General features: G+C 42.0%; 20 protein-coding genes. 14 read left to right on the forward strand and 6 right to left on the reverse strand.

The features are described 5' to 3' along the window. Positions 1–44: 44 nt before the first annotated feature. From ACRHOZ_RS01640 to dapF, 4 genes are all read right to left on the reverse strand, one after another. A complete protein-coding gene (locus tag ACRHOZ_RS01640; RefSeq protein WP_431121622.1) occupies positions 45–689 on the reverse strand; it encodes a hypothetical protein in 645 nt (214 codons plus the stop codon). Positions 690–848: 159 nt separating this feature from the next. Continuing rightward, positions 849–1,892, reverse strand: coding sequence for an endolytic transglycosylase MltG (gene mltG / locus ACRHOZ_RS01645; RefSeq protein WP_431121624.1), 1,044 nt, complete (start codon positions 1,890–1,892; stop codon positions 849–851). Continuing rightward, complete coding sequence (locus ACRHOZ_RS01650) at positions 1,882–2,415, reverse strand: GNAT family N-acetyltransferase (protein ID WP_431121626.1); 534 nt, start codon at positions 2,413–2,415, stop codon at positions 1,882–1,884. Before ACRHOZ_RS01650 ends, mltG begins: the two co-directional genes overlap by 11 nt. After that, the gene (gene dapF, locus ACRHOZ_RS01655) at positions 2,409–3,182 is read right to left on the reverse strand and encodes a diaminopimelate epimerase (RefSeq protein WP_431123310.1); all 774 of its coding nucleotides are present in this window, start codon (positions 3,180–3,182) and stop codon (positions 2,409–2,411) included. Before dapF ends, ACRHOZ_RS01650 begins: the two co-directional genes overlap by 7 nt. 133 nt (positions 3,183–3,315) lie before the next feature. Between dapF and ACRHOZ_RS01660 the strand changes: the two genes are divergently transcribed. From ACRHOZ_RS01660 to ACRHOZ_RS01715, 12 genes are all read left to right on the forward strand, one after another. Next, the gene (locus ACRHOZ_RS01660; RefSeq protein WP_431121628.1) at positions 3,316–4,707 is read left to right on the forward strand and encodes a S1C family serine protease; all 1,392 of its coding nucleotides are present in this window, start codon (positions 3,316–3,318) and stop codon (positions 4,705–4,707) included. 125 nt (positions 4,708–4,832) lie between these two features. Further along, the gene (locus ACRHOZ_RS01665; RefSeq protein WP_431121630.1) at positions 4,833–6,281 is read left to right on the forward strand and encodes a glyceraldehyde-3-phosphate dehydrogenase; all 1,449 of its coding nucleotides are present in this window, start codon (positions 4,833–4,835) and stop codon (positions 6,279–6,281) included. A gap of 107 nt (positions 6,282–6,388) precedes the next feature. Beyond that, entirely contained in the window at positions 6,389–6,991 is a 603-nt protein-coding gene (locus ACRHOZ_RS01670; protein WP_431121632.1) for a tRNA (guanine-N1)-methyltransferase, read from the forward strand. Positions 6,992–7,019: 28 nt separating this feature from the next. After that, positions 7,020–7,460, forward strand: a complete 441-nt coding sequence (locus tag ACRHOZ_RS01675; protein ID WP_431121634.1) for a GNAT family N-acetyltransferase — start codon at positions 7,020–7,022, stop codon at positions 7,458–7,460. 32 nt (positions 7,461–7,492) lie between these two features. Continuing rightward, positions 7,493–8,167, forward strand: coding sequence for a tRNA (guanosine(37)-N1)-methyltransferase TrmD (gene trmD / locus ACRHOZ_RS01680; RefSeq protein ID WP_431121636.1), 675 nt, complete (start codon positions 7,493–7,495; stop codon positions 8,165–8,167). Position 8,168: 1 nt separating this feature from the next. Next, positions 8,169–8,486 carry a hypothetical protein gene (locus ACRHOZ_RS01685; protein ID WP_431121638.1) on the forward strand — a complete coding sequence of 106 codons (318 nt, stop codon included), beginning with the start codon at positions 8,169–8,171 and terminating at the stop codon, positions 8,484–8,486. Between the two features lie 131 nt (positions 8,487–8,617). Next, positions 8,618–8,968 (forward strand): 50S ribosomal protein L19, encoded by a 351-nt coding sequence (gene rplS / locus ACRHOZ_RS01690; protein ID WP_422348248.1) that lies wholly within the window; start codon positions 8,618–8,620, stop codon positions 8,966–8,968. A 623-nt stretch (positions 8,969–9,591) separates the two neighbouring features. After that, positions 9,592–11,814, forward strand: a complete 2,223-nt coding sequence (locus tag ACRHOZ_RS01695; RefSeq protein ID WP_431121640.1) for an NADP-dependent isocitrate dehydrogenase — start codon at positions 9,592–9,594, stop codon at positions 11,812–11,814. An 89-nt stretch (positions 11,815–11,903) separates the two neighbouring features. After that, complete coding sequence (locus ACRHOZ_RS01700) at positions 11,904–12,713, forward strand: DUF4249 family protein (RefSeq protein ID WP_431121642.1); 810 nt, start codon at positions 11,904–11,906, stop codon at positions 12,711–12,713. 61 nt (positions 12,714–12,774) lie between these two features. Beyond that, on the forward strand, positions 12,775–15,174 hold the full coding sequence (locus ACRHOZ_RS01705; protein WP_431121644.1) for a TonB-dependent receptor: 2,400 nt from the start codon (positions 12,775–12,777) through the stop codon (positions 15,172–15,174). 8 nt (positions 15,175–15,182) lie between these two features. Then, positions 15,183–16,046 (forward strand): DUF4249 family protein, encoded by an 864-nt coding sequence (locus tag ACRHOZ_RS01710; RefSeq protein WP_431121647.1) that lies wholly within the window; start codon positions 15,183–15,185, stop codon positions 16,044–16,046. Positions 16,047–16,068: 22 nt separating this feature from the next. After that, a complete protein-coding gene (locus ACRHOZ_RS01715) occupies positions 16,069–16,896 on the forward strand; it encodes a DUF4249 family protein (protein ID WP_431121649.1) in 828 nt (275 codons plus the stop codon). Here the strand turns inward: ACRHOZ_RS01715 and ACRHOZ_RS01720 are convergent, their stop codons facing one another. Next, positions 16,897–18,216: a GntP family permease gene (locus tag ACRHOZ_RS01720; protein WP_431121651.1), complete on the reverse strand. Its 1,320-nt coding sequence runs from the start codon at positions 18,214–18,216 to the stop codon at positions 16,897–16,899. Between the two features lie 57 nt (positions 18,217–18,273). Here ACRHOZ_RS01720 and ACRHOZ_RS01725 point away from each other — a divergent pair, with 57 nt between their 5' ends. Next, positions 18,274–18,507, forward strand: coding sequence for a DUF6095 family protein (locus tag ACRHOZ_RS01725; RefSeq protein ID WP_431121653.1), 234 nt, complete (start codon positions 18,274–18,276; stop codon positions 18,505–18,507). On the opposite strand, the gene ACRHOZ_RS01730 is transcribed toward ACRHOZ_RS01725, so the two are convergent. Continuing rightward, the gene (locus tag ACRHOZ_RS01730) at positions 18,504–19,181 is read right to left on the reverse strand and encodes a DUF4294 domain-containing protein (protein WP_431123312.1); all 678 of its coding nucleotides are present in this window, start codon (positions 19,179–19,181) and stop codon (positions 18,504–18,506) included. The genes ACRHOZ_RS01725 and ACRHOZ_RS01730 overlap by 4 nt on opposite strands. Positions 19,182–19,285: 104 nt before the next feature. On the opposite strand from ACRHOZ_RS01730, the gene ACRHOZ_RS01735 reads away from it, so the two are divergent. Continuing rightward, positions 19,286–20,374, forward strand: coding sequence for a M42 family metallopeptidase (locus ACRHOZ_RS01735; protein WP_431121655.1), 1,089 nt, complete (start codon positions 19,286–19,288; stop codon positions 20,372–20,374). Positions 20,375–20,420: the final 46 nt, after the last annotated feature.

The following is a 20,420-nucleotide window of genomic DNA, read 5'->3' on the forward strand; positions in this document are numbered from 1 at the left end:
CCAAGGACAAACCTTGGGCCATATTACTTACTTAAAAAACTTAATTAAATTTTCGCATTTCTTTTTTGCTCAATGGAACAGATGTCAAATCCTGAGAATTTTCCCATATAATATGAAATGCTACTTCCATAAGCATCTGCAACATCGTTCTTTCCATAGGATCTCAGGTATTTTTTTACATTTCCGGCTCCTGCCAAATGGGCGGCTGCCAAAATACCGGATTCGGTGATAACCGTACCTCGGATGCGTTTCCCGTTGTACAATTTTATGTACCGTCTAAGTATCCATTTGTTCCTCGCAACATTTGTTTCAAAAACCTTTTCTTGCAATTCAGGGTCATTCAGAAAATCTATGGAATCATAGACACCCAATAATTTAAGTGTCCCAACTCCAAACTGGTATTTTCCAAGATACCCCAAGGTATTGATAACGTCATATCTTCCTTGCGACTCCTTAAATGCCAAGGCTTCTTTAAAACCATTATAAGCATTCCCCAAAAAGGGAGGGGTCACTAGGTCGTCTTCCTGGATTTCCAAAGGCTCCTCGAGCACTATGGTCTCCACATTGATTCTTGTTTTCAACGAATCAGGAATCTTGTAGTCCACTTTTTTAGGAGTGGTATACGAGACAAAACTCGTTAAAATCACAACCATGGCAAGATGCAGTATAAAACCAATCCATCTTTTCATAATTCACATATTTAATGATTCAAAGCGCATTTGCTATGAAATTAAATTTGGCCGGCAAATATAGGGGGAGACTTTATTTTAACAATAATAAAGCTCATAAGAATTTCTTAATTGTGGCCCAAATAACGTTAAAAGGCTGAAAATTAACGGTAAGACGTATTATCTACGGACATTTTGCTGATTTAGCCAACGGATGTATTGCACCTTATTTCGGTTGTGTTGCGCAAGTGTTTCGGCAAACATATGATAGCCAAAATTGGATACATCAGCCACAAAATAGAGATAATCGTGTTTTTCAGGATTCAAAACGGCTTCTATGGAAGTTATGTCCGGCATGGTGATCGGACCTGGAGGAACTCCAGCATTTTTGTAGGTATTATAAGGGGAATCAATCTCCAAATCCCGATACAGGACTCTTTTTATAATGGTATCGTAATTCCCAGTCTCTTTTTTGATGGCAAAAATCACGGTTGGATCCGCTTGGAGCAAAATGCCCTTTTTAATTCGATTCAAGTAAACGCCAGCTACTCTCGGGCGTTCATCAGATTTTACGGTCTCTTTCTGCACTATGGCTGCCAAGGAGATGGCCTGTGCAGGGGTTAGATTTTGCTTTTTGGCTTTCTCCAATCGGTCTTCCGTCCAAAACCTTGTGTATTCCTTATACATTCTATCCCTAAAACCATCACCACTGGTATTCCAAAAGAATTCATAGGTGTTGGGCAGGTACATGGCCAATTTGGTATCTTCATCAAAACCTGCTTCTCCCAAAAACTGGGCGTCATTAAAAGCTTTCAACAAGGATAAGCTATCTGCCTCTATTTGTTCAGCAACTCTTCCTGCCAAAGCTGCCACAGATTCTTGATTGTTGAAGGAAACCCTTACTGGAGTGTTTTGGCTTCTGAGGGTATTGATCATGTCATTGTTGCTCATCCCTTGCTTTATGACATATTTTCCTCCTTTGATGTTGGAAGAATACCCTTTTCGGTCTGCAACGGCCTCAAAACTGGACCAATCCTTCACCAAGGGTTCCAAACTTTTTCTAACGTCCGATAATTTGCCATCTGAAACGATGTATACGAAAGCTTCCTCGTTGTTGAATTGGGTATTGGGACTGAAAATGGCGCTGTAAATTTGGTACGCAATAAAACCACAAACAATCAGACCTAGGATGGCCGCGGCCCAGAGCACTCTCTTAAGATGCATTACTATTGATTTTTTGGAACATTAGTTCGTTCTTGAACCCGTTGCTGGTCCTTATCCACTCTTTTTTAACCCCAATTTGGTCAAATCCCAACTTTTCGAACAAATGGATACTGGGTTTGTTTTCCTCCAAAATATTGGCATAAAGCTGGTGAAGGTCCAGCGTGGTAAAAGCATAATTACAGAGGATTTCGATTGCTTCTGCTCCCCAGCCTTTATTCCGATCCTCGGGTTTGGCAATTACAATTCCCATGCCTGCCCGTTTATTCTTTGGGTCAAAATCAAATAGATCAATCAGGCCCACACATTGATCATCCGGTGTGCAGATGCATAAGCGCAATTGTTTTACTTCAAAAATGTCTCTGTGGGCATTGTCCAGGTATAATCGGAGCACTTTTTTGGAATAGGGCTTTAGCGTACCACTGATTTCCCAGATGGAGGTGTCATTTTCCAATTGGTAAAGGAAATCCAAATCTTTGGGTTCCAAAGCTCTCAAATAAATATGTTTGCCGTCCAACTTCACCATGATACTTTACCATTAAATACCATTTGGGCAGGCCCCTGGAGGTAGACGTCTGTATACGAACCATTTTGCTGGTCAAAACTTATGGTCAAGTCTCCACCTGGTGTCTTTATATGCACTTCGTTGGATTCAGTTTTCCCCGTTTTGTGCATGGCAATGGCCACAGCAGTAACCCCGGTACCGCATGAAAGCGTCTCGTCTTCCACCCCTCTCTCATACGTCCGAACCCCAAAGGTGTTCGCATCGGCTTGTTCCACAAAGTTGATATTGCTCCCAGCCTTGCCATAGAGTCCGTACCTGAGCTTGGCCCCTTCTTTGGTTACATTGAATTTTTCGAGTTCATGAACCAGTTGCACATGGTGGGGTGAACCAGTATCCAAAAAGCTATAGGCATCCTTTTGGCGAACCTCTTCCACATCGTGCATTTTTAGGGTGACTATATCTCCTTTTATGGTCGCTGTATGAAGTCCATCAATGGCCTTAAAGGTGGTTTGTTCATCAATTATCCCTAGAAACTGGGCAAACGCAACCGCACATCTACCTCCATTCCCGCACATGCTTTGACTCCCGTCCGAGTTATAATAATTCATATAAAAATCGGACGCATCGTCATTTTCAAGCAAAATAAGACCATCCGCACCCACACCAAATCTGCGGTCACATAGTTGCGAAATGATTTTGGTATTATTTTTGGGAAAAATATCCTGGCGATTGTCGATTACAACAAAATCGTTCCCGGTTCCTTGGTATTTGTAAAAATCCAGTTGCATACTTCTCTGCAAAGGAACAAATATAGGGTATTCTTTAAGGATTTTTTTGTAGTTAAAAACGAGTTAAACCGACAAAGCCATTATAGGATTCATTTAATTTTGTTAAAGCTAAATGTTAAATTTTTACTGAATTATGAAAAGAATAGCCGGTTTATTCCTTGTAAGCCTCTTTGCGGGAGCCATTACCTTGGGAGCTTATAAATTATTTTTTGAAGAAGACAACTATAAATGGGTGCAGGCAGATCAAAATGCCCCAATATTAAGTACCAGTAGCCTATCCACCTCGGCCAAAGGTGCCGGTATTAATGAAGTGGATTTCACCATAGCGGCTGAAAAGACAGTAAATGCCGTGGTACACGTGAAAAATTTGAGCACCAATAAAGGTTCAAATAGTTTATCCGATTTCTTTTATGGATTTGAACGCCAACAGACCCCACAAATAGGAACAGGTTCCGGGGTCATTATTTCGCCTGATGGTTTTATCGTTACCAATAATCATGTAATTGCCAATGCCACCCAATTGGAGGTGACCTTAAACAACAAGAAAACCTATGAAGCCGAGGTCATTGGTGCCGATTCAAACACGGATATTGCTTTGCTGAAGATTGATGTAGATCGCCCGCTGCCCTATTTGGCCTTTGGGGACTCAGACAATTCCCGTGTTGGGGAATGGGTGCTTGCCGTAGGTAACCCGTTTAGTTTAACCTCTACAGTTACTGCAGGTATTGTTAGTGCCAAGGCACGCTCATTGGGAAGAAACCAGAGTTTTATCCAAACGGACGCAGCAGTAAATCCAGGAAATAGCGGAGGTGCTTTGGTAAATACCAATGGTGATCTTATAGGCATCAATACCGCAATTACTTCCCAAACAGGATCTTATGTGGGCTATGCCTTTGCCGTACCAAGCAATATTGCAAAGAAAGTGGTAGAGGATATTATGGAGTTTGGAAATGTGCAACGTGGACTATTGGGAATTTCCGCGGCCAATGTGAACTCTCAAGCTGCAATTGAATTGGGTTTGGATGAAATTGAAGGGGTATATATCTCCCAAGTTTCTGAGGATTCAGGAGCAGAAGAAGCTGGCTTACAAGAAGGTGATATCATTAAACAAGTTGATAATATTCTAGTTCGTAAATTTTCTGAACTAACTGGATATTTATCTTCTAAAAGACCAGGGGACACCGTTGATGTTGTTGTGGACAGGGATGGTAATAAATTGACCAAGAAGGTGACCTTGAAAAAACAGCAAACCGTCATTTTGCCAACAACCGGGTTTATGGTCAAGAACCTTTCCGATGAGGACAAAAAGACCTTCGGGGTCAAAAAAGGTGTCAAGATTATTGATGTACCGGAAGGCTATGGAAGGTATGATTTGAAAAATAAGGTAATCATTGCGGTGGATGACAATGATATCACCAACATAGATGATGCTCGTGAGCATTTTGGGGAAATCTCAAGATATGGGCGAACAAGCTTCACTATGATCAACGAAAAAGGTGAAAAAGAGCGATTAATTTTGCAATAATCGCTATTCTTTGAAGACTTGAAAAAGCACCCATAGCGGGTGCTTTTTTATTGTCAAAACCTTTTACGAAAACGTTTGAAATATATAATTTTGCCGCAAACTTAAAACTCAAGCAACTAAATCCTATGGGAGATATCAAGTCTTACGAAAAAGAGCTTGCATTCCAAGCCGATCGTAGAAAAGCCACCACAGAATTCATCAAGATCATCAGTGATCTATGGTACGACAAGGCCATTGAAGTGGTGCTTTTCAAAAATCAAATCATAGACAAGAATGTGAGTGACATCATCAACCTGCACGAGTATGCAGGTGAATTTGTCCAAAAACCCATTTCCATTTTTGATTCCGTGGAAATTCTTCGGGCCATTAACGATATCAACCTCCCCCCAGCTAAACTGGACATTGGAAAACTGACCTATGAATACCATTCCGAAGATAATACCCACCTCAATGTAAAGGCATTTGTGTTGGAGAAACTCAAGGATGCGCAGGCTTCTAAGGAAATCAAGCCCAAAGATGTGGTGCTTTATGGGTTTGGTCGAATTGGTAGATTGGTAGCAAGAGAGCTTATGGCAAAAACCGGAAGAGGTAGCCAATTAAGATTAAGAGCTGTTGTAGTACGAGGTGAATTGTCCCACGAAATTTTGGAAAAACGTGCGGCCCTGTTGAAAACAGACTCTGTGCATGGACAATTTATGGGAACCGTGGATGTGGATGCAGCGAATGAGGCCCTGATTGTAAACGGAACCACGGTCAAGTTTATTAGTGCGGACAAACCAGAATCCATTGACTACACCAAGCACGGAATCTTCAATGCCCTGATCATAGACAATACAGGAGCTTTTAGAGACAAGGAAGCACTTTCCAGACATTTGGAAGCCAAAGGAGCCGGCCGAGTGTTGCTTACTGCCCCAGGTAAAGAGGTTCCAAATATTGTGCATGGGGTGAACCATTCCGAGTTTGATCCTGAAAAAACCAAAATTTATTCCGCAGCATCCTGTACTACCAATGCCATCACACCGGTCTTAAAGGTCATAGAGGATTCCCTAGGTATTAAAAAAGGACATTTGGAGACCATACACGCTTATACCAACGACCAGAACTTGGTGGATAATATGCACAAAAAGTATCGTCGGGGTCGTGCTGCCGCCCTAAACATGGTTATAACAGAAACTGGAGCTGGTGCTGCTGTTGCCAAAGCCTTACCTTCTTTAAAAGGCAAATTGACTTCCAACGCTATTCGCGTACCAGTACCCAATGGTTCCTTGGCCATTCTTCATCTCGAAGTCAAGAATAAGACCTCCAAGGAAAGTTTGAACACCATTTTGAAAAAGTATGCGCTGGAAGGGGATTTGGTGGAACAGATCAAATATTCCCTGAGCAATGAGTTGGTGTCCTCAGATATTGTTGGGGCTTCTGCCCCATCCATCTACGACAGCCGGGCGACTTTAGTATCTGCCGATGGAAAAAGTGTGGTCCTCTATATATGGTATGACAACGAGTATGGATACTCGCATCAGGTAATCAGATTGGCCAAATACATTGCCAAGGTAAGGCGCTATACCTATTATTAAAGAAATTTTAGGGTTGGTAGGTGCTCCCATGGGCAATTTTCTTTTGAATTTTAGTTTATTGGTGTAATTTCGCCCTACCCTTAATCTAAAATTAAAGAACATTGACCATGAGAAGATTACGATATTTATTCGCCCTTGCTTTACTAACCCCGTTATTGACCTTATCTGCGCAACAAAGTGATCAGAATGAGGACGATCAATCCCTGGTGGGCCAGTTCCAGCAATTGGAGAAAAAATCCGGTAACTATAGGGCAAATGGTATTCGGTATGAGGTAATTCGCCTTGTGGATTTGAATCGAATCAAAGAAAACATATTTGATTCCATAAACACCGCCAACAAGTCAATCAAAGACCTATCTGCCACCATTACCAATAACAAATCGGAAATAGAGGACCTCAATGCAAGGCTGCAAGAAACTTCGAACAGCCTGAAAACAGTAACTTCAGAGAAAGATAGCATGTCCTTTTTTGGAGCACAGGTTAGCAAAGGCACTTACAAACTTATTCTTTGGGGTATAATTGTTGGATTGTTTCTTTTCCTGTTGCTGTTTATCTATAGGTTTAGAAATAGTAATGTACTTACCAGTCAGGCCAAGGAGGCGCTGGCCGACCTTGAAAAGGAATTTGAAGAGCACAGGCGACGTGCATTGGAGCGCGAGCAGAAAATTAGCCGACAACTTCAGGACGAGCTGAACAAAAACAAAAAGTAACAAAGTCCACTTTTTAAGCTTCTAGGGAATGATCAAACAGGCTACGGCTTTGGATGTTGACCTTATAGCTCCGCTATTTAATGCCTATCGTGTTTTTTATGGACAGGAATCGGATGTAGAGGCGGCAAAAGATTTTCTTTTGGAACGTTTTAAAAAAGGGGAAACCGTTATTTTTCTTGCCTTTGAAAATGAAATTCCCGTGGGTTTTACCCAATTGTACGCTACCTTTTCTTCCGTTTCCATGCAGCAGTTTTATATTTTGAACGATCTGTTTGTTGCCCCGGAAGCAAGAAAAAAGGGCATAGGTGAACAACTCTTGAACCATGCCAAGGAATTTTGCCAGCTGAAAAATGGCAAAGGACTCGCTTTGGAAACAGCCACAGATAATCCAGCCCAAAAACTATATGAACGATTGGGGTGGGAAAAGGATGAGGCTTACCTGCATTATTTTTGGAAGAACCCACAATAGGGTATCCACAATACTTCTTTATTTTTGTGCCTATGCGGATAGATATCATAACGGTCTTACCAGAGTTAATGCAGAGTCCATTCAACGCCTCCATTCTTAAAAGGGCCAAGGAAAAAGGTTTGGTGGAAGTCCAGTTCCATAATCTTAGGGATTATACTACGGGAAATTACAAGCAGGTGGATGACTATCAATTTGGGGGTGGCGCCGGAATGGTACTCATGATTGAGCCGATTGACAAGTGCATCTCCCAACTCAAAGCCGAAAGGGAGTACGATGAAGTCATTTATATGACACCTGATGGGGACACTTTGAATCAAGGGATTGCCAACGAACTTTCCCTAAAACAAAATGTAATCATTCTTTGTGGACATTATAAAGGCGTGGATCAAAGAGTGAGGGATATGTTTGTTACTCGTGAAATATCCATAGGCGACTATGTGTTGTCTGGAGGAGAATTGGCCGCCGCGGTACTTTGCGATGCCGTGATACGACTATTGCCCGGGGTGCTGAATGATGAAACCTCTGCCTTGACCGATACCTTCCAGGATAACCTTCTGGCACCTCCCGTGTATACCAGACCTTCCAACTATAAAGGACAAGAAGTTCCAGAAATATTGCTAAGCGGGGATTTTCCCAAGATAGAAAAATGGAGGGAGGAGCAGGCTGTGGAACGCACAACCAAAAAACGACCTGATTTATTAAAATAATATGGACGATTCTTATACACTTTTTTTCGCTTTGGGCTCCATATTGGGTACCGTTGCCCAATTGGCCGTAATTATAGGGTGCATTGTTTTGGTGAGCAAACAAAAAAACGCGGGCACCCTGCTTATGCTTATTGGAAGCATCCTAACCTTGGTTTTTAACATCCTTAATTTTTCAGGATCCCTTTTTGCAGGGCATAGGGGTGCAGATTCCGTTTTGTCCTGGACAAAGATGTTTGCAGTTATTGGGCCACTCCCCTACATCCTATTCGGTATTGGCCTGCTGGTTTATGCTATCGGCCATGTCCGAAAATCGGCTTAAGACGGGAATCAGTTGTAAAAAGCAAAAAAGCCCTTGTCAATTCTAAATATTGCATTACTTTTGCAATCGCAAAATCAACCTCTGACGAGACTCGTGAAAGTTGATCTTGTAAAACATTAAAAACGCATATCATGGAATCCTTAATAAAATTTGTTGAAGACGAATTTGTTCCAAAAAAAGACTTTCCAAAATTTTCATCTGGTGACACCATTACGGTATACTACGAAATTAAGGAAGGCGAAAAAACACGTACCCAGTTCTTTAAAGGAGTGGTGATCCAAAGAAGGGGATCAGGAGCCACTGAGACCTTTACCATCAGAAAAATGTCAGGAACCGTAGGTGTGGAAAGAATTTTCCCAATCAACATGCCTGCACTTCAACGCATTGAGGTGAACAAAAAAGGTAAGGTTCGTAGATCTAGAATCTTCTATTTTAGAGGGCTTACCGGTAAAAAGGCACGTATCAAGGAAGTTCGGGGATAAACCCACTTTCCTTAGTAAAACATCAAGCACCCAATTTGGGTGCTTTTTTTATGAACAATTGTTAATAACCATCGTTCATACATTGTTGATTTTTAATCGCTTACAAAATTTGGATATCTGACAGTTTATTCTAATTTAGTCAAACAAATACGAAGGAGAGCAATCGAGCTCGTGTTTGATTTTAAAGTTGACGTTCTTTAAAAACTGATGTTTCCCTTTGAATTGGTAACACTACTGATCACAAAAGGAATTTCGAAGGAGGTAACGCCTCGGTGAAGCCTAAATAGAAATGAGAAATCCTATGTGCGGGCGAGAGAGCAATTTTTCGTTTTGATAGGATTTAGGAAACTATTAGGACACTTTACAAGATGTTGTTTAGTTGCAAAATTAAAAGCATAGTGTTGAGTAAACGTCAAGGGAGCAACGGATGCAATCAATGGTTGCAATTTTGCGGCAACGCAGAATAAAATCTTTTAGCTCCTTTCAGAAAGCCATATCAATGTTTCGACATAGATATGGCTTTTGTTTTTACAATCCCTCCAAAATCACACTTTTAGTCAAATCGCTTAGTATACCAACAGCCATAAATTGTATATTTGCACCGCTCAAATAAAAACACCTAGATGGCTAAGATTTTTTATACGAAGACTGATGAAGCTCCAGCCTTGGCAACACAGTCATTTTTACCCATTGTAAAAGCCTTTACAAATACCGCAAACATTGAAATTGAAACCAAGGATATTTCCTTGGCCGGTCGGATTGCAGCGGTATTTCCGGAATTTTTGAACGAGGATCAGCAGATTTCGGACGACTTGAAAATCTTAGGGGATTTGGCCAAAACCCCTGAAGCCAACATCATAAAACTACCCAATATCAGTGCTTCCATTCCGCAATTAAAGGAGGCCATAGAAGAATTGCAACAAAAGGGATACAACTTACCTGACTACCCGGATGAACCTCAAAATGATGAGGAAAAAGCCATCAAAGACCGATACGACAAAGTAAAGGGAAGTGCTGTAAATCCAGTACTTCGTGAGGGTAACTCGGACAGGCGAGCCCCAAAAGCCATTAAAAACTACGCCAAGAAAAATCCGCACACCATGGGAGCTTGGTCAGCTGACTCCAAGACCCATGTGGCCACTATGGATCATGGAGACTTCCGAAACAATGAAAAGTCATTGACCTTGTCCACTGCCGACGATATTCGGATTGAATTGGTTGATGTGGGTGGTAATGCTACGATCTTAAAGGAGAAAGTAGTCCTTCAAAAAGGCGAGGTTATAGATGCCACGGTGATGAGCAAAAAAGCTTTGGTAGATTTCCTTACAAATGAAATAGCCAATGCCAAGGAAGAAAACCTGTTACTCTCCCTTCATTTCAAAGCCACCATGATGAAGGTTTCCGACCCCATTATTTTTGGGCATGCGTTGGAAGCTTATTTCTCCAATTTGTTTACCGAATACAAGGACACATTTGAAGAATTGGGCATAAATGCCAATAACGGATTGGAAACCTTGTTGGATAAACTACAGGAACTTCCAGCTGCCAAACGCGAAGAAATTGAACAAGCAGTTGCCAATAGCATAGCAAATGGACCTGATTTGGCCATGGTAAATTCTGACAAGGGAATTACCAACCTGCATGTCCCCAGTGATGTGATCATCGACGCTTCCATGCCCGCCATGATCAGAACTTCTGGTAAAATGTGGAACAAGGATGGTGAGTTGCAAGACACCAAGGCTGTTATTCCTGATAGCAGCTACGCAGGTGTTTATCAGGCCACTATTGATTTTTGTAAAGAAAACGGAGCCTTTGACCCAACCACCATGGGTACTGTTCCCAATGTGGGGCTAATGGCCCAAAAGGCCGAGGAATACGGCTCCCATGATAAGACTTTTGAGATTCCGACATCAGGAACCGTTCGTGTAGTAAGTAATTCCGATAATAGTACACTGATTGAGCACACCGTGGAGGAAGGTGATATTTGGAGAATGTGTCAAGTAAAGGATGCCCCTGTACAGGATTGGGTAAAGCTTGCCGTTTCCAGGGCTAGGGCAACCAATACCCCTGCCGTATTTTGGCTGGACAAGGGTAGAGCACATGACGCCGAGTTGATCACCAAAGTCAACGAGTATCTCAAAAACCATGATACCAGTGGTTTGGAAATCCATATCCTCTCCCCTGTTGAGGCTACAAAATTCACTTTACAACGCGTAAAGGAGGGTAAGGATACAATTTCGGTCTCTGGAAATGTACTACGCGATTATCTAACGGACCTGTTCCCAATTTTAGAGGTGGGCACCAGTGCCAAGATGTTATCCATAGTTCCGTTGATGAATGGTGGAGGTCTCTTTGAAACAGGTGCTGGAGGTTCTGCACCCAAACATGTGGAGCAGTTTTTGGAAGAAGGTCACCTGCGATGGGATTCCCTAGGGGAGTTCTTGGCTTTAGGTGTTTCCTTGGAATTCTACGGAGAGAAAAATCAAAACAAAAAGGCTACTGTACTGGCCGAGACGTTGGACAAGGCTACAGAAAAGTTTTTGGACAATGATAAATCCCCTTCCCGTAAAGTAAATGAACTCGATACCCGCGGAAGTCATTTTTACCTATGTCTTTATTGGGCCGAACAGCTTGCGGAGCAAAATGAAGACGCAGAACTTAAGGCCATTTTTGGCGGTATTTCAGCGGAGCTCAATAGCAATGAGACAAAAATTGCCCAAGAGTTGATTGATGCCCAAGGTGGCAGTGTGGATATTGGAGGATATTATCTTCCAGATGCGGATTTGGCATCAAAGGCCATGAGACCAAGTGAAACCTTGAATACGATTCTTGCTAAGCTAAGCTAATACCGTTTTTTTGGTTTAAAGGGTCAATCACATCCTAGCTGATATTTAAAAAATGACTATTTTGGGCCTTAGTCCCAAATCGTTTCAGTTTGAAAAACAGAATATTTCCTCTTCTGGTTTTTCTTCTTAATATCGGTTGTGAGGATGTCATGGAACTAGACCTACCCACCCACAAACCTCAATTGGTGATTGATGCCCTCATTGGCTATAACGATACCATTGGGCAATCTCAATCCTCTGGCGAAGTCAAATTGACCCTTACTACTTCATTTTTTGAAGAAATTGTACCTGCCGAAAATGCCACAGTTTCCATTGTTGATATGGCAACTATGCAATCTTATACATTAATTGAAAATGAACCTGGAATTTTTGACTCTGGATTTCCAGAATTAAAATTCAACCGGGAATATATGCTTCAAATAACTTTTAATGGAGAGATTTATACGGCCACAGAACAGCTGGTTAAGTCCACAGTCATTGAAAAGTTGGAACAGGACGATGGTTTTTTGTTTGATGAAAACGAGACGGAGGTAAAAGTAACTTTCACAGACCTTCCTGGAGAAAGAAATTATTATTTGTTTGCTTTTGGTTGGAACAATTATCTTGTGGTCGAAGATGAGTTTTTTCAAGATGAACAACTCACGTTCTCCTATTTTTATGAAAAACTGAAACCGGGAAAGATGATTTCCGTATCCCTTTTTGGTGTGGATCAGGATTTTGCCAATTATGCCGAACAATTGCTGGATCAATCTGGGGAAGACATGGGAAGTGGTGGGTCCTTTGTAGTACCACCCTCTGCATTAAGAGGTAATATTATCAATCAAACCAATCCTGAAAACTTTGCTTTTGGGTATTTTGCCCTGGGTGAATTTGACACCCAACTGTTAACCATTCAATAGTAGTAGTAATACTTTTTTTATAAATCAACCATATTCTATAAATTGTAGGAAAATCTCTTGCATGCTTCAACGATTACTGGTTTCCTTGCTGCTCATCTCCTTACATTCCGGTTGGGCACAGGTTCAAAAGACGTACACACTTAGTGGTACAGTTTCAGAAGAAAAAAGTAACGAAACCTTGATTGGGGTCACTATAGCCTTCCCAAGTTTAAATACAGGAGTTGCCACCAACGAATATGGCTTTTTTTCCATAACCCTACCCGAGGGCGAGTATGAAGTAGTTGTCAGCTATTTGGGATATCAGGATATTCGGGAAACCATCAGTCTACGCTCCAACATTAAAAGGGATTTTAATCTTGCTGAAGCTGTGGAGGAGTTGGATGAAGTAGTGGTAACGGACAATGCAGGGCGCTTGGATATACGGAAGCCCCAGATGAGTGTCAACACTTTGGCCGTACAGACCATAAAGCAAATACCGGTTGTCCTAGGTGAGGCAGATGTCATTAAATCTTTGGTGCTGCTTCCGGGGGTCACCAATGCTGGGGAAGCTTCGTCCGGGTTTAATGTTCGTGGGGGTGCGGCCGATCAGAATTTGATCTTATTGGATGAAGCCACCATTTTTAATTCTTCCCACCTCTTTGGGTTCTTTTCGGTTTTTAATCCGGATGCCATTAAGGACGTAAAATTATTCAAAGGTGGAATTCCTGCCAGGTATGGTGGAAGGGTGTCATCGGTATTGGAAATTTTTCAGAAAGAAGGTAACAGCAAGGAACTTAAAGTGAACGGAGGTATTGGTGCAGTGGCCAGTAGATTGTTGGTGGAAGGCCCCATCATAGAAGACCGAACGGCCTTTTTGGCTGGGGGAAGAGCTTCCTATGCGCATCTGTTCCTCCCCTTGTTTGATGTGGACAACAAAGCCTATTTCTATGACTTGAATACCAAATTCAACCATAAAATCAATGAGCGGAACAGCATCTACTTATCCGGTTACTTTGGCAGGGATTTATTTAGCATCAACGATAGTTTTGTAAACACCTATGGCAATGCCGTGGGGAACTTTAGATGGAACCATCTGTTCTCCGATAAGATATTTTCCAACCTGTCCTTAATTTATTCGGATTATTTCTATGGCCTGGAACTGGATTTTGTGGGATTCGAATGGGACTCCGGTATTCAGAATTTCAACCTAAAATATGACCTTAAAAACTATGTCAGTGATAAAATTCAGGTGAACTATGGAATCCACAACACCTATTATGTGTTCAATCCTGGGAAAATAAAGCCCAACAGCCCGGATTCTGGAATTGTGGAGGAGCAGTTGACTAAAAAATACGCCAATGAAAATGCCATTTATCTGGATATAGAAAATAAAATATCGGATAGGCTAAGCATGGAATACGGGCTAAGGGTAAGTCAGTTCAACAGGTTGGGGCAAGATGAGTTCTATCAATATGAAAACAATCAGCCGGTTGTTTTTGATCCGTTTACCTTGACCTATCAGGAAGCCATTCCCAGGGATACCCTGAGACCAGGTAGGGGGGGAACCTTGAAAAAATTCGGGAAATTGGAACCCAGGATTTCCATGTCATATAATTTTAAGGGACAAAGTTCTATCAAGGCCAGTTACACCAAGCTAGCCCAATATTTGCATTTACTTTCCAACACCAGCTCTCCCACCCCATTGGATGTTTGGACGCCTAGTGGCCCCTTTATTGAACCACAGTTTTTGGATCAATTTGCGGTGGGATATTTTAGAAACATTGATGGTGGAGCATATGCCCTCGAGGTGGAAGCTTATTACAAAGACATCCAAAACAGAATTGATTACATAGACGGAGCCAATCTAATTGCCAATAATGCCATAGAGCAAGTTATTCTTAATGGGGAGGCCCGCGCCTACGGCTTGGAATTGTTGCTTCGCAAGAATGAAGGCCGATTGAAGGGTTGGTTGGCTTACACTCTTTCCAGGTCGGAACAACGAACCCCTGGCCGGGAACCCACTTTTGATAACGGAAGGTCCAATATGGAGACTGGCATTAACTTAGGCCAGTGGTACAGTACTCCATATGACAAAACACACGATCTTGCCCTTTACGGTAGCTTTGATTTGAACGAACGCTGGAATTTCAATGCCAATTTTATCTATCAAACCGGACAACCTACAAACTATCCTATTGGGCAATTTGAGTTCCAAGGTTTGGTTATTCCTTACTACGGTTTAAGGAATGCGGAGAGACTGCCGGATTACCACCGATTGGATTTATCGGTCACTTTAAAGCCTAGGCCTGCGGTAAAGAAGAAACTAAAATCCGAATGGGTGTTCAGTGTTTACAATGTATACAATAGATTGAATGCGGCTTCCATCAACTTTAGGCAAAACCAGGATACTGGTAGAAACGAGGCCATTAGAACCTCTATTTTTGGAATTGTTCCAGCAATAACCTATAATTTTAAGTTTTAAAACAGCTTATGAAAAAGATATTCCCATACTTATTTTTTCTCTTCTTGCTGTTTTCATGCGAAGATGTGATTGAAGTGGACGTTCCCGCAGAAGAACCCAGATTGATTGTTGAGGCCCTGATCAGGTTGGATCCCAACGATTCCTTCCATACGCCAGTGGTCAAAGTATCATTAACGAGTTCCTTTTTCGGAACCATCCCGTTAACAGGGCTGCGAGACATCACAATTATCAACCTTAGTTTACCAACAGCTGGCGGTGGCAATGGAATAATTCTTCAAGAAACCGCACCCGGCTCTGGAGAGTACCAAGACGTAGACCCAGTACCCACGCGATTTTTTGAAGGAGGAGAACTTTTGCTGCAGTTGGAACATGAGGGCCGACTCTATTTTGCCAGGACCCATTATGTTCCTTCGGCTCCCATGGATGATTTACGCCAAGGTGATGAGACCCTATTTGATGATGATGACATTGAACTCGAGGTCACTATCACAGATGATGGCACAGCGGATAACTTCTATGTACTGGACTACGGTGAAGGGGAATTTTTAGCCCTTGAAGACAAATTCTTTAATGGTGAGCAGTTTAGTTTTTCCTTTTTCCCCGAACGAACATTGAATCCCGGGGACGAAGTAACGGTAAGTATCATGGGCGCCGACCGTGAATTTTTCAACTACATGGACCTATTGGTGGAACAAACTACGGACAATCAAGGCGTATTTGAAACTCCGGTGGCCACGGCAAGAGGAAATATCTTTGATGTTACAGACCTGGACAATATAAACCTGTTTGACAATGTGCAACAACCTGATGTATTTCCCTTAGGTTATTTTGCGGTAGTTCAGGAATACAAACGCACAATTACCATAGAATGACCTTTGTTTAATATCGTATTCAATGAGGAGCTTAGCCTTTGGTATCTTTTTAATTGCATTGCTTTCTTGTGAGGAGGTGATAGACGTGGAGGTTCCTTCAGAAGAACCCAGATTAATTGTTGATGCCTTGGTTCGGGTGGATCCCACCTCGAATATTGTGGACATTGAGGTGGAGGTCGGATTAACCGATGCTTTTTTTGGTGAAATTCCAGTGACAAATTTAAAGCAGATTACTCTAGCGGGTGGGGTTCTTGTTGACTATGACAATCCCGGCTCCGGGATTTACAAAGGCACTCGTTCAGCGGAAAATCTTAAAGCATCGGAAGAACTGTTGTTACAACTTGAATGGGAAGACAAACTCTACTACGGATCAACAACCTATGCCAGTTCAGTGCCAATTGACGACCTGCGTATTGGTTCCAATACCTTATTTGATGATGACGAAACGGAAATAATCATCACTATTACCGATGATCCCAATAGAAACAATTTCTATGTGGTTGATTTGGATTTTGGGAACTTCATTACTTTGGACGACCAATTTTTTCAAGGACAACAATTTAGTTTTTCATATTTCTATGATGAAAAATTCGAATCTGGACAGGAAATCACGGTAAGCGTTCTTGGCGCTGATCAGGCATTTTACAACTACATGAATTTGCTTATTGAACAGACCGAAGACGATTTAGGGGTTTTTGAAACCCCAACAGCTACTTTGCGTGGAAACATATTTGATGTAACCGAACTGGATAACATTGATTTTTTTGATAACGTGAATATTCCCAGCGAATTTCTTTTGGGTTATTTTGCCGTTGTTGAGGAATATAAGCAGAGCATCACCATTCCTTAATCAAAGAAAAGTATATAGTAACACTATTACCCCAAGCCCCACCAAGCCCTGAAACAGGGTGGCCAAAGTGTGTCCCCGCAAAGCTGTTTTCACATTCATGTTGGAAAATTGGGAAACTACCCAAAAATAGCTGTCGTTCACATGGGAAACCGTCATGGCTCCTGCTCCAACAGCTAAGACAGCCAACGCTTTATCGGTTATGGACAGTAAACCAAAGGTGTCCAACAAAGGTGCTATGATAGCAGAAGTGGTGATAATGGCAACAGTGGAAGAGCCCTGAGCCGTTTTCAGAACAGCTGCTATGGCGAATGAAATCAACAAGCCACCCAATCCTGAGCTTTGGGTCAGGTTAAATATTTCAGCCATATTCAAGGTGCGTAGAATAGCTCCAAATGCTCCCCCAGCACCAGTTATCAAAACAATGGCACCCGCTTGTCTAAACGCCTCAGGAACCCACTGTTTTTGTTGCTCGGTTGGAATTTTACGTGCCATCATAAAGGCCAATAAAACCCCAATCAATAAAGCTATAATGGGACTTCCAAGAAAATCAAAAACAAAGTAAAGGGTTGACTTCCCTAAGGGAAAAGTGGGGTAATTGGCCACCGATTTTAATGCAATCAGAACTATGGGAACTACCAACGGCAAAAATGCGTTGAGGGGTTTTATATTGGATTCCTTTTCCTCCATGGCATCGCTTTCTTCCTCGCCTACTTCTTGTTTTAACTTTCTCCCCATAAATCGAGCCCAGAAATACCCCATCAAGGAAACTGGTATGGAAACTACAAGCCCCAGTAATAACACAGTACCCAAATCGGCATCCAAAATGGCGGCTGCTGCCAAAGGGCCCGGGGTTGGAGGTACAAAAACATGGGCTGCATAAAGACCTGTTGCCAAGGCCACTGCAAAGACCATGATGGGAATCCCCGATTTTTTGCTGAGTGCCTTGTTCAAAGAAGACAATATGATAAAACCTGAATCGCAAAAAACAGGTATGGAAATAATGTATCCGGCCAAGTTAATGGCCAATGGCGACTTTTTAAGTCCAATCAATTTTAAAATTGAATTGGCCAAAACCTTGGTACTACCAGTTTTTTCAAGATAAATCCCAATAACGGTACCGAACGCAATGACCAGACCAATTCCTGATAAGGTTTTCCCAAATCCATTGCCCATCGTTTCCATAACATTTTGAGGGGAGAGTCCCAAGAGAAACCCAGAAACCACCGCGGCCAAGGTCAGGGAAAAAACGGGGTGCATTTTAAACTTGATGGTCGCCACAATAATAAAAACGACCACTAGGGCCAAAACAAGGATTTCCATGATTATTTTTTAGAAAATGTCCTTTAAATATAGGCTAAACTTGCTACTTTAGTTCCCATGCACACCGATAAAAAATTATTGGCAAAAGGTCTCAAATTCATAGGTTATACGGTAGCCGTTATGTTTCTGGCCCCATTTACTATTTACCAAGCTTTTAAAAACGAGGGGCATCCTGCCTATTGGCCTGTGTTGATCGTGGGTTTGGTATTGGCCGCAGTTGCCATTGGCCTAGGATTTTACACCATCAAAATCTTCATGGAAGCTTTGTTCGGAAAAAAAGCAAAGGATTAATCCTTTGTGGTCTTGCTATTTTTCCACTTGTTGCTCAATTGGGCATAATCGTAATCCAAAACCGATTTTTGCCGTTCCAATCGCTTAGAGGCAAAAGCGCGTTGCAGAATGTCCTCAATGAGGTAGTCTTCATGGATAAGCTCTGGATGGAATTCTTCCTTAATGCTAATTTTAAAAGCCTTTGCGGTGGTGTTGTACCAAAAGGCCCGCCACCCGTTTCGGAGTTCCTTCACCAGGTCAAAAGCGGTTTTTCCTGTTTGGCGATAAATGAGTTTTACCAAAATCTGACCCTCAGTTCGTGTTAGCTTTTTAAGTTCCGCAGAAAACTCACCCTCAATATATTTTTGGACTTTTTTGGTGTACTTCTTTCGTTGTCTTTTCTTTTTGATGTTGGCCAAGCTATCGTTCAACTCTACCAAACGTTCTGCTGCCAATTTTGCATAGGGATACACCTTTAAGGTCTTTCTTCTTAAGATATAATACCGAAGCTTTTCCTTCTGATTCGCAAATTCCAGCCTGCCAAAAAGATACACCTCGTCCAACGCAATGGAACTATGTAAAATGGAGTCCCCTTCAAACCGAACATAGTAATCAGTGAGGGAATCCTTTTCGGTTTCTTGGGTAAAACCTAAGGCGCATAGCAGCAGAAAAACGATACTTGTGTAGAAACGCATCATTCAAAAATAAGACAAAAGTCCTGCCAAAATTAAGGATAAAGCAAGGAAATGGCTATTAAATAAAAGTGAATATTATTAAGTTTGTGGACTAAACTACATACATGGCATCATCAAAAATTATCACTGCTAAATCGCTCAAATTCTTCGAGAAATACTTGAATAATGCCTCCCCTACGGGCTATGAATGGGAAGGTCAAAAAATATGGATGGACTATCTAAAACCCTATGTGGACGAATTTATTACGGACACCTATGGTACCGCGGTAGCTGTAATCAATCCAAATGCCAAGTACAAGGTGGTCATTGAAGGCCATTCCGATGAAATTTCTTGGTACGTGAATTTTATCACGGACAATGGACTGCTCTATGTCATCAGAAATGGCGGGAGCGACCACCAAATTGCACCCTCAAAATGGGTGAACATCCACACCAAAAAAGGGATTGTGAAAGGCGTGTTTGGTTGGCCAGCCATCCATACCCGTAACCGAGGCAAGGAAGAACCGCCCAAATTGGATAACATTTGCATTGATATAGGCGCCAAAGACAAAGAGGAAGTTGAGAAAATGGGGGTTCATGTAGGCTGCGTCATTACCTATCCGGATGAATTCCAAGTGCTGAACAAAAACAAATTCGTTTGTCGTGCCATTGATAATCGTGCCGGTGGTTTTATGATCGCAGAGGTTGCCAGATTGCTCCATGAAAACAAGGTGAAACTTCCGTTTGGATTGTACATCACCAATTCGGTACAGGAAGAAATTGGACTACGTGGTGCGGAAATGATTACCCAGACCATTAAACCCGATGTGGCCATTGTAACAGATGTTTGTCACGATACCACAACTCCGATGATTGACAAAAAGAAGGAAGGAGAAACCGCTATTGGTTCTGGCCCCGTGATTTCCTACGCCCCTGCTGTACAGAATAAACTAAGGGAGCGCATTATAGAAACAGCGGAAGCCAAGAAAATTCCATTCCAACGATTGGCTTCTTCCCGTTATACGGGAACCGATACAGATGCCTTTGCCTACAGTAACGGGGGTGTGGCCTCTGCCCTAATTTCGTTGCCGCTTAGGTATATGCATACCACAGTGGAAATGGTACACAAAGATGATGTTGAGAATGTCATTAGACTTATTTACGAGACGCTCCTGAACATTAAAGAAGGAGAGACCTTTAGTTACTTTGACTAAGTTGTCATTCCCGCGAAAGCGGGAATCTTTTACTATTAACCAATGG

It is taken from the genome of Flagellimonas flava (genome assembly GCF_050617915.1).
Classification (GTDB): Bacteria; Bacteroidota; Bacteroidia; order Flavobacteriales; family Flavobacteriaceae; genus Flagellimonas; species Flagellimonas flava_A.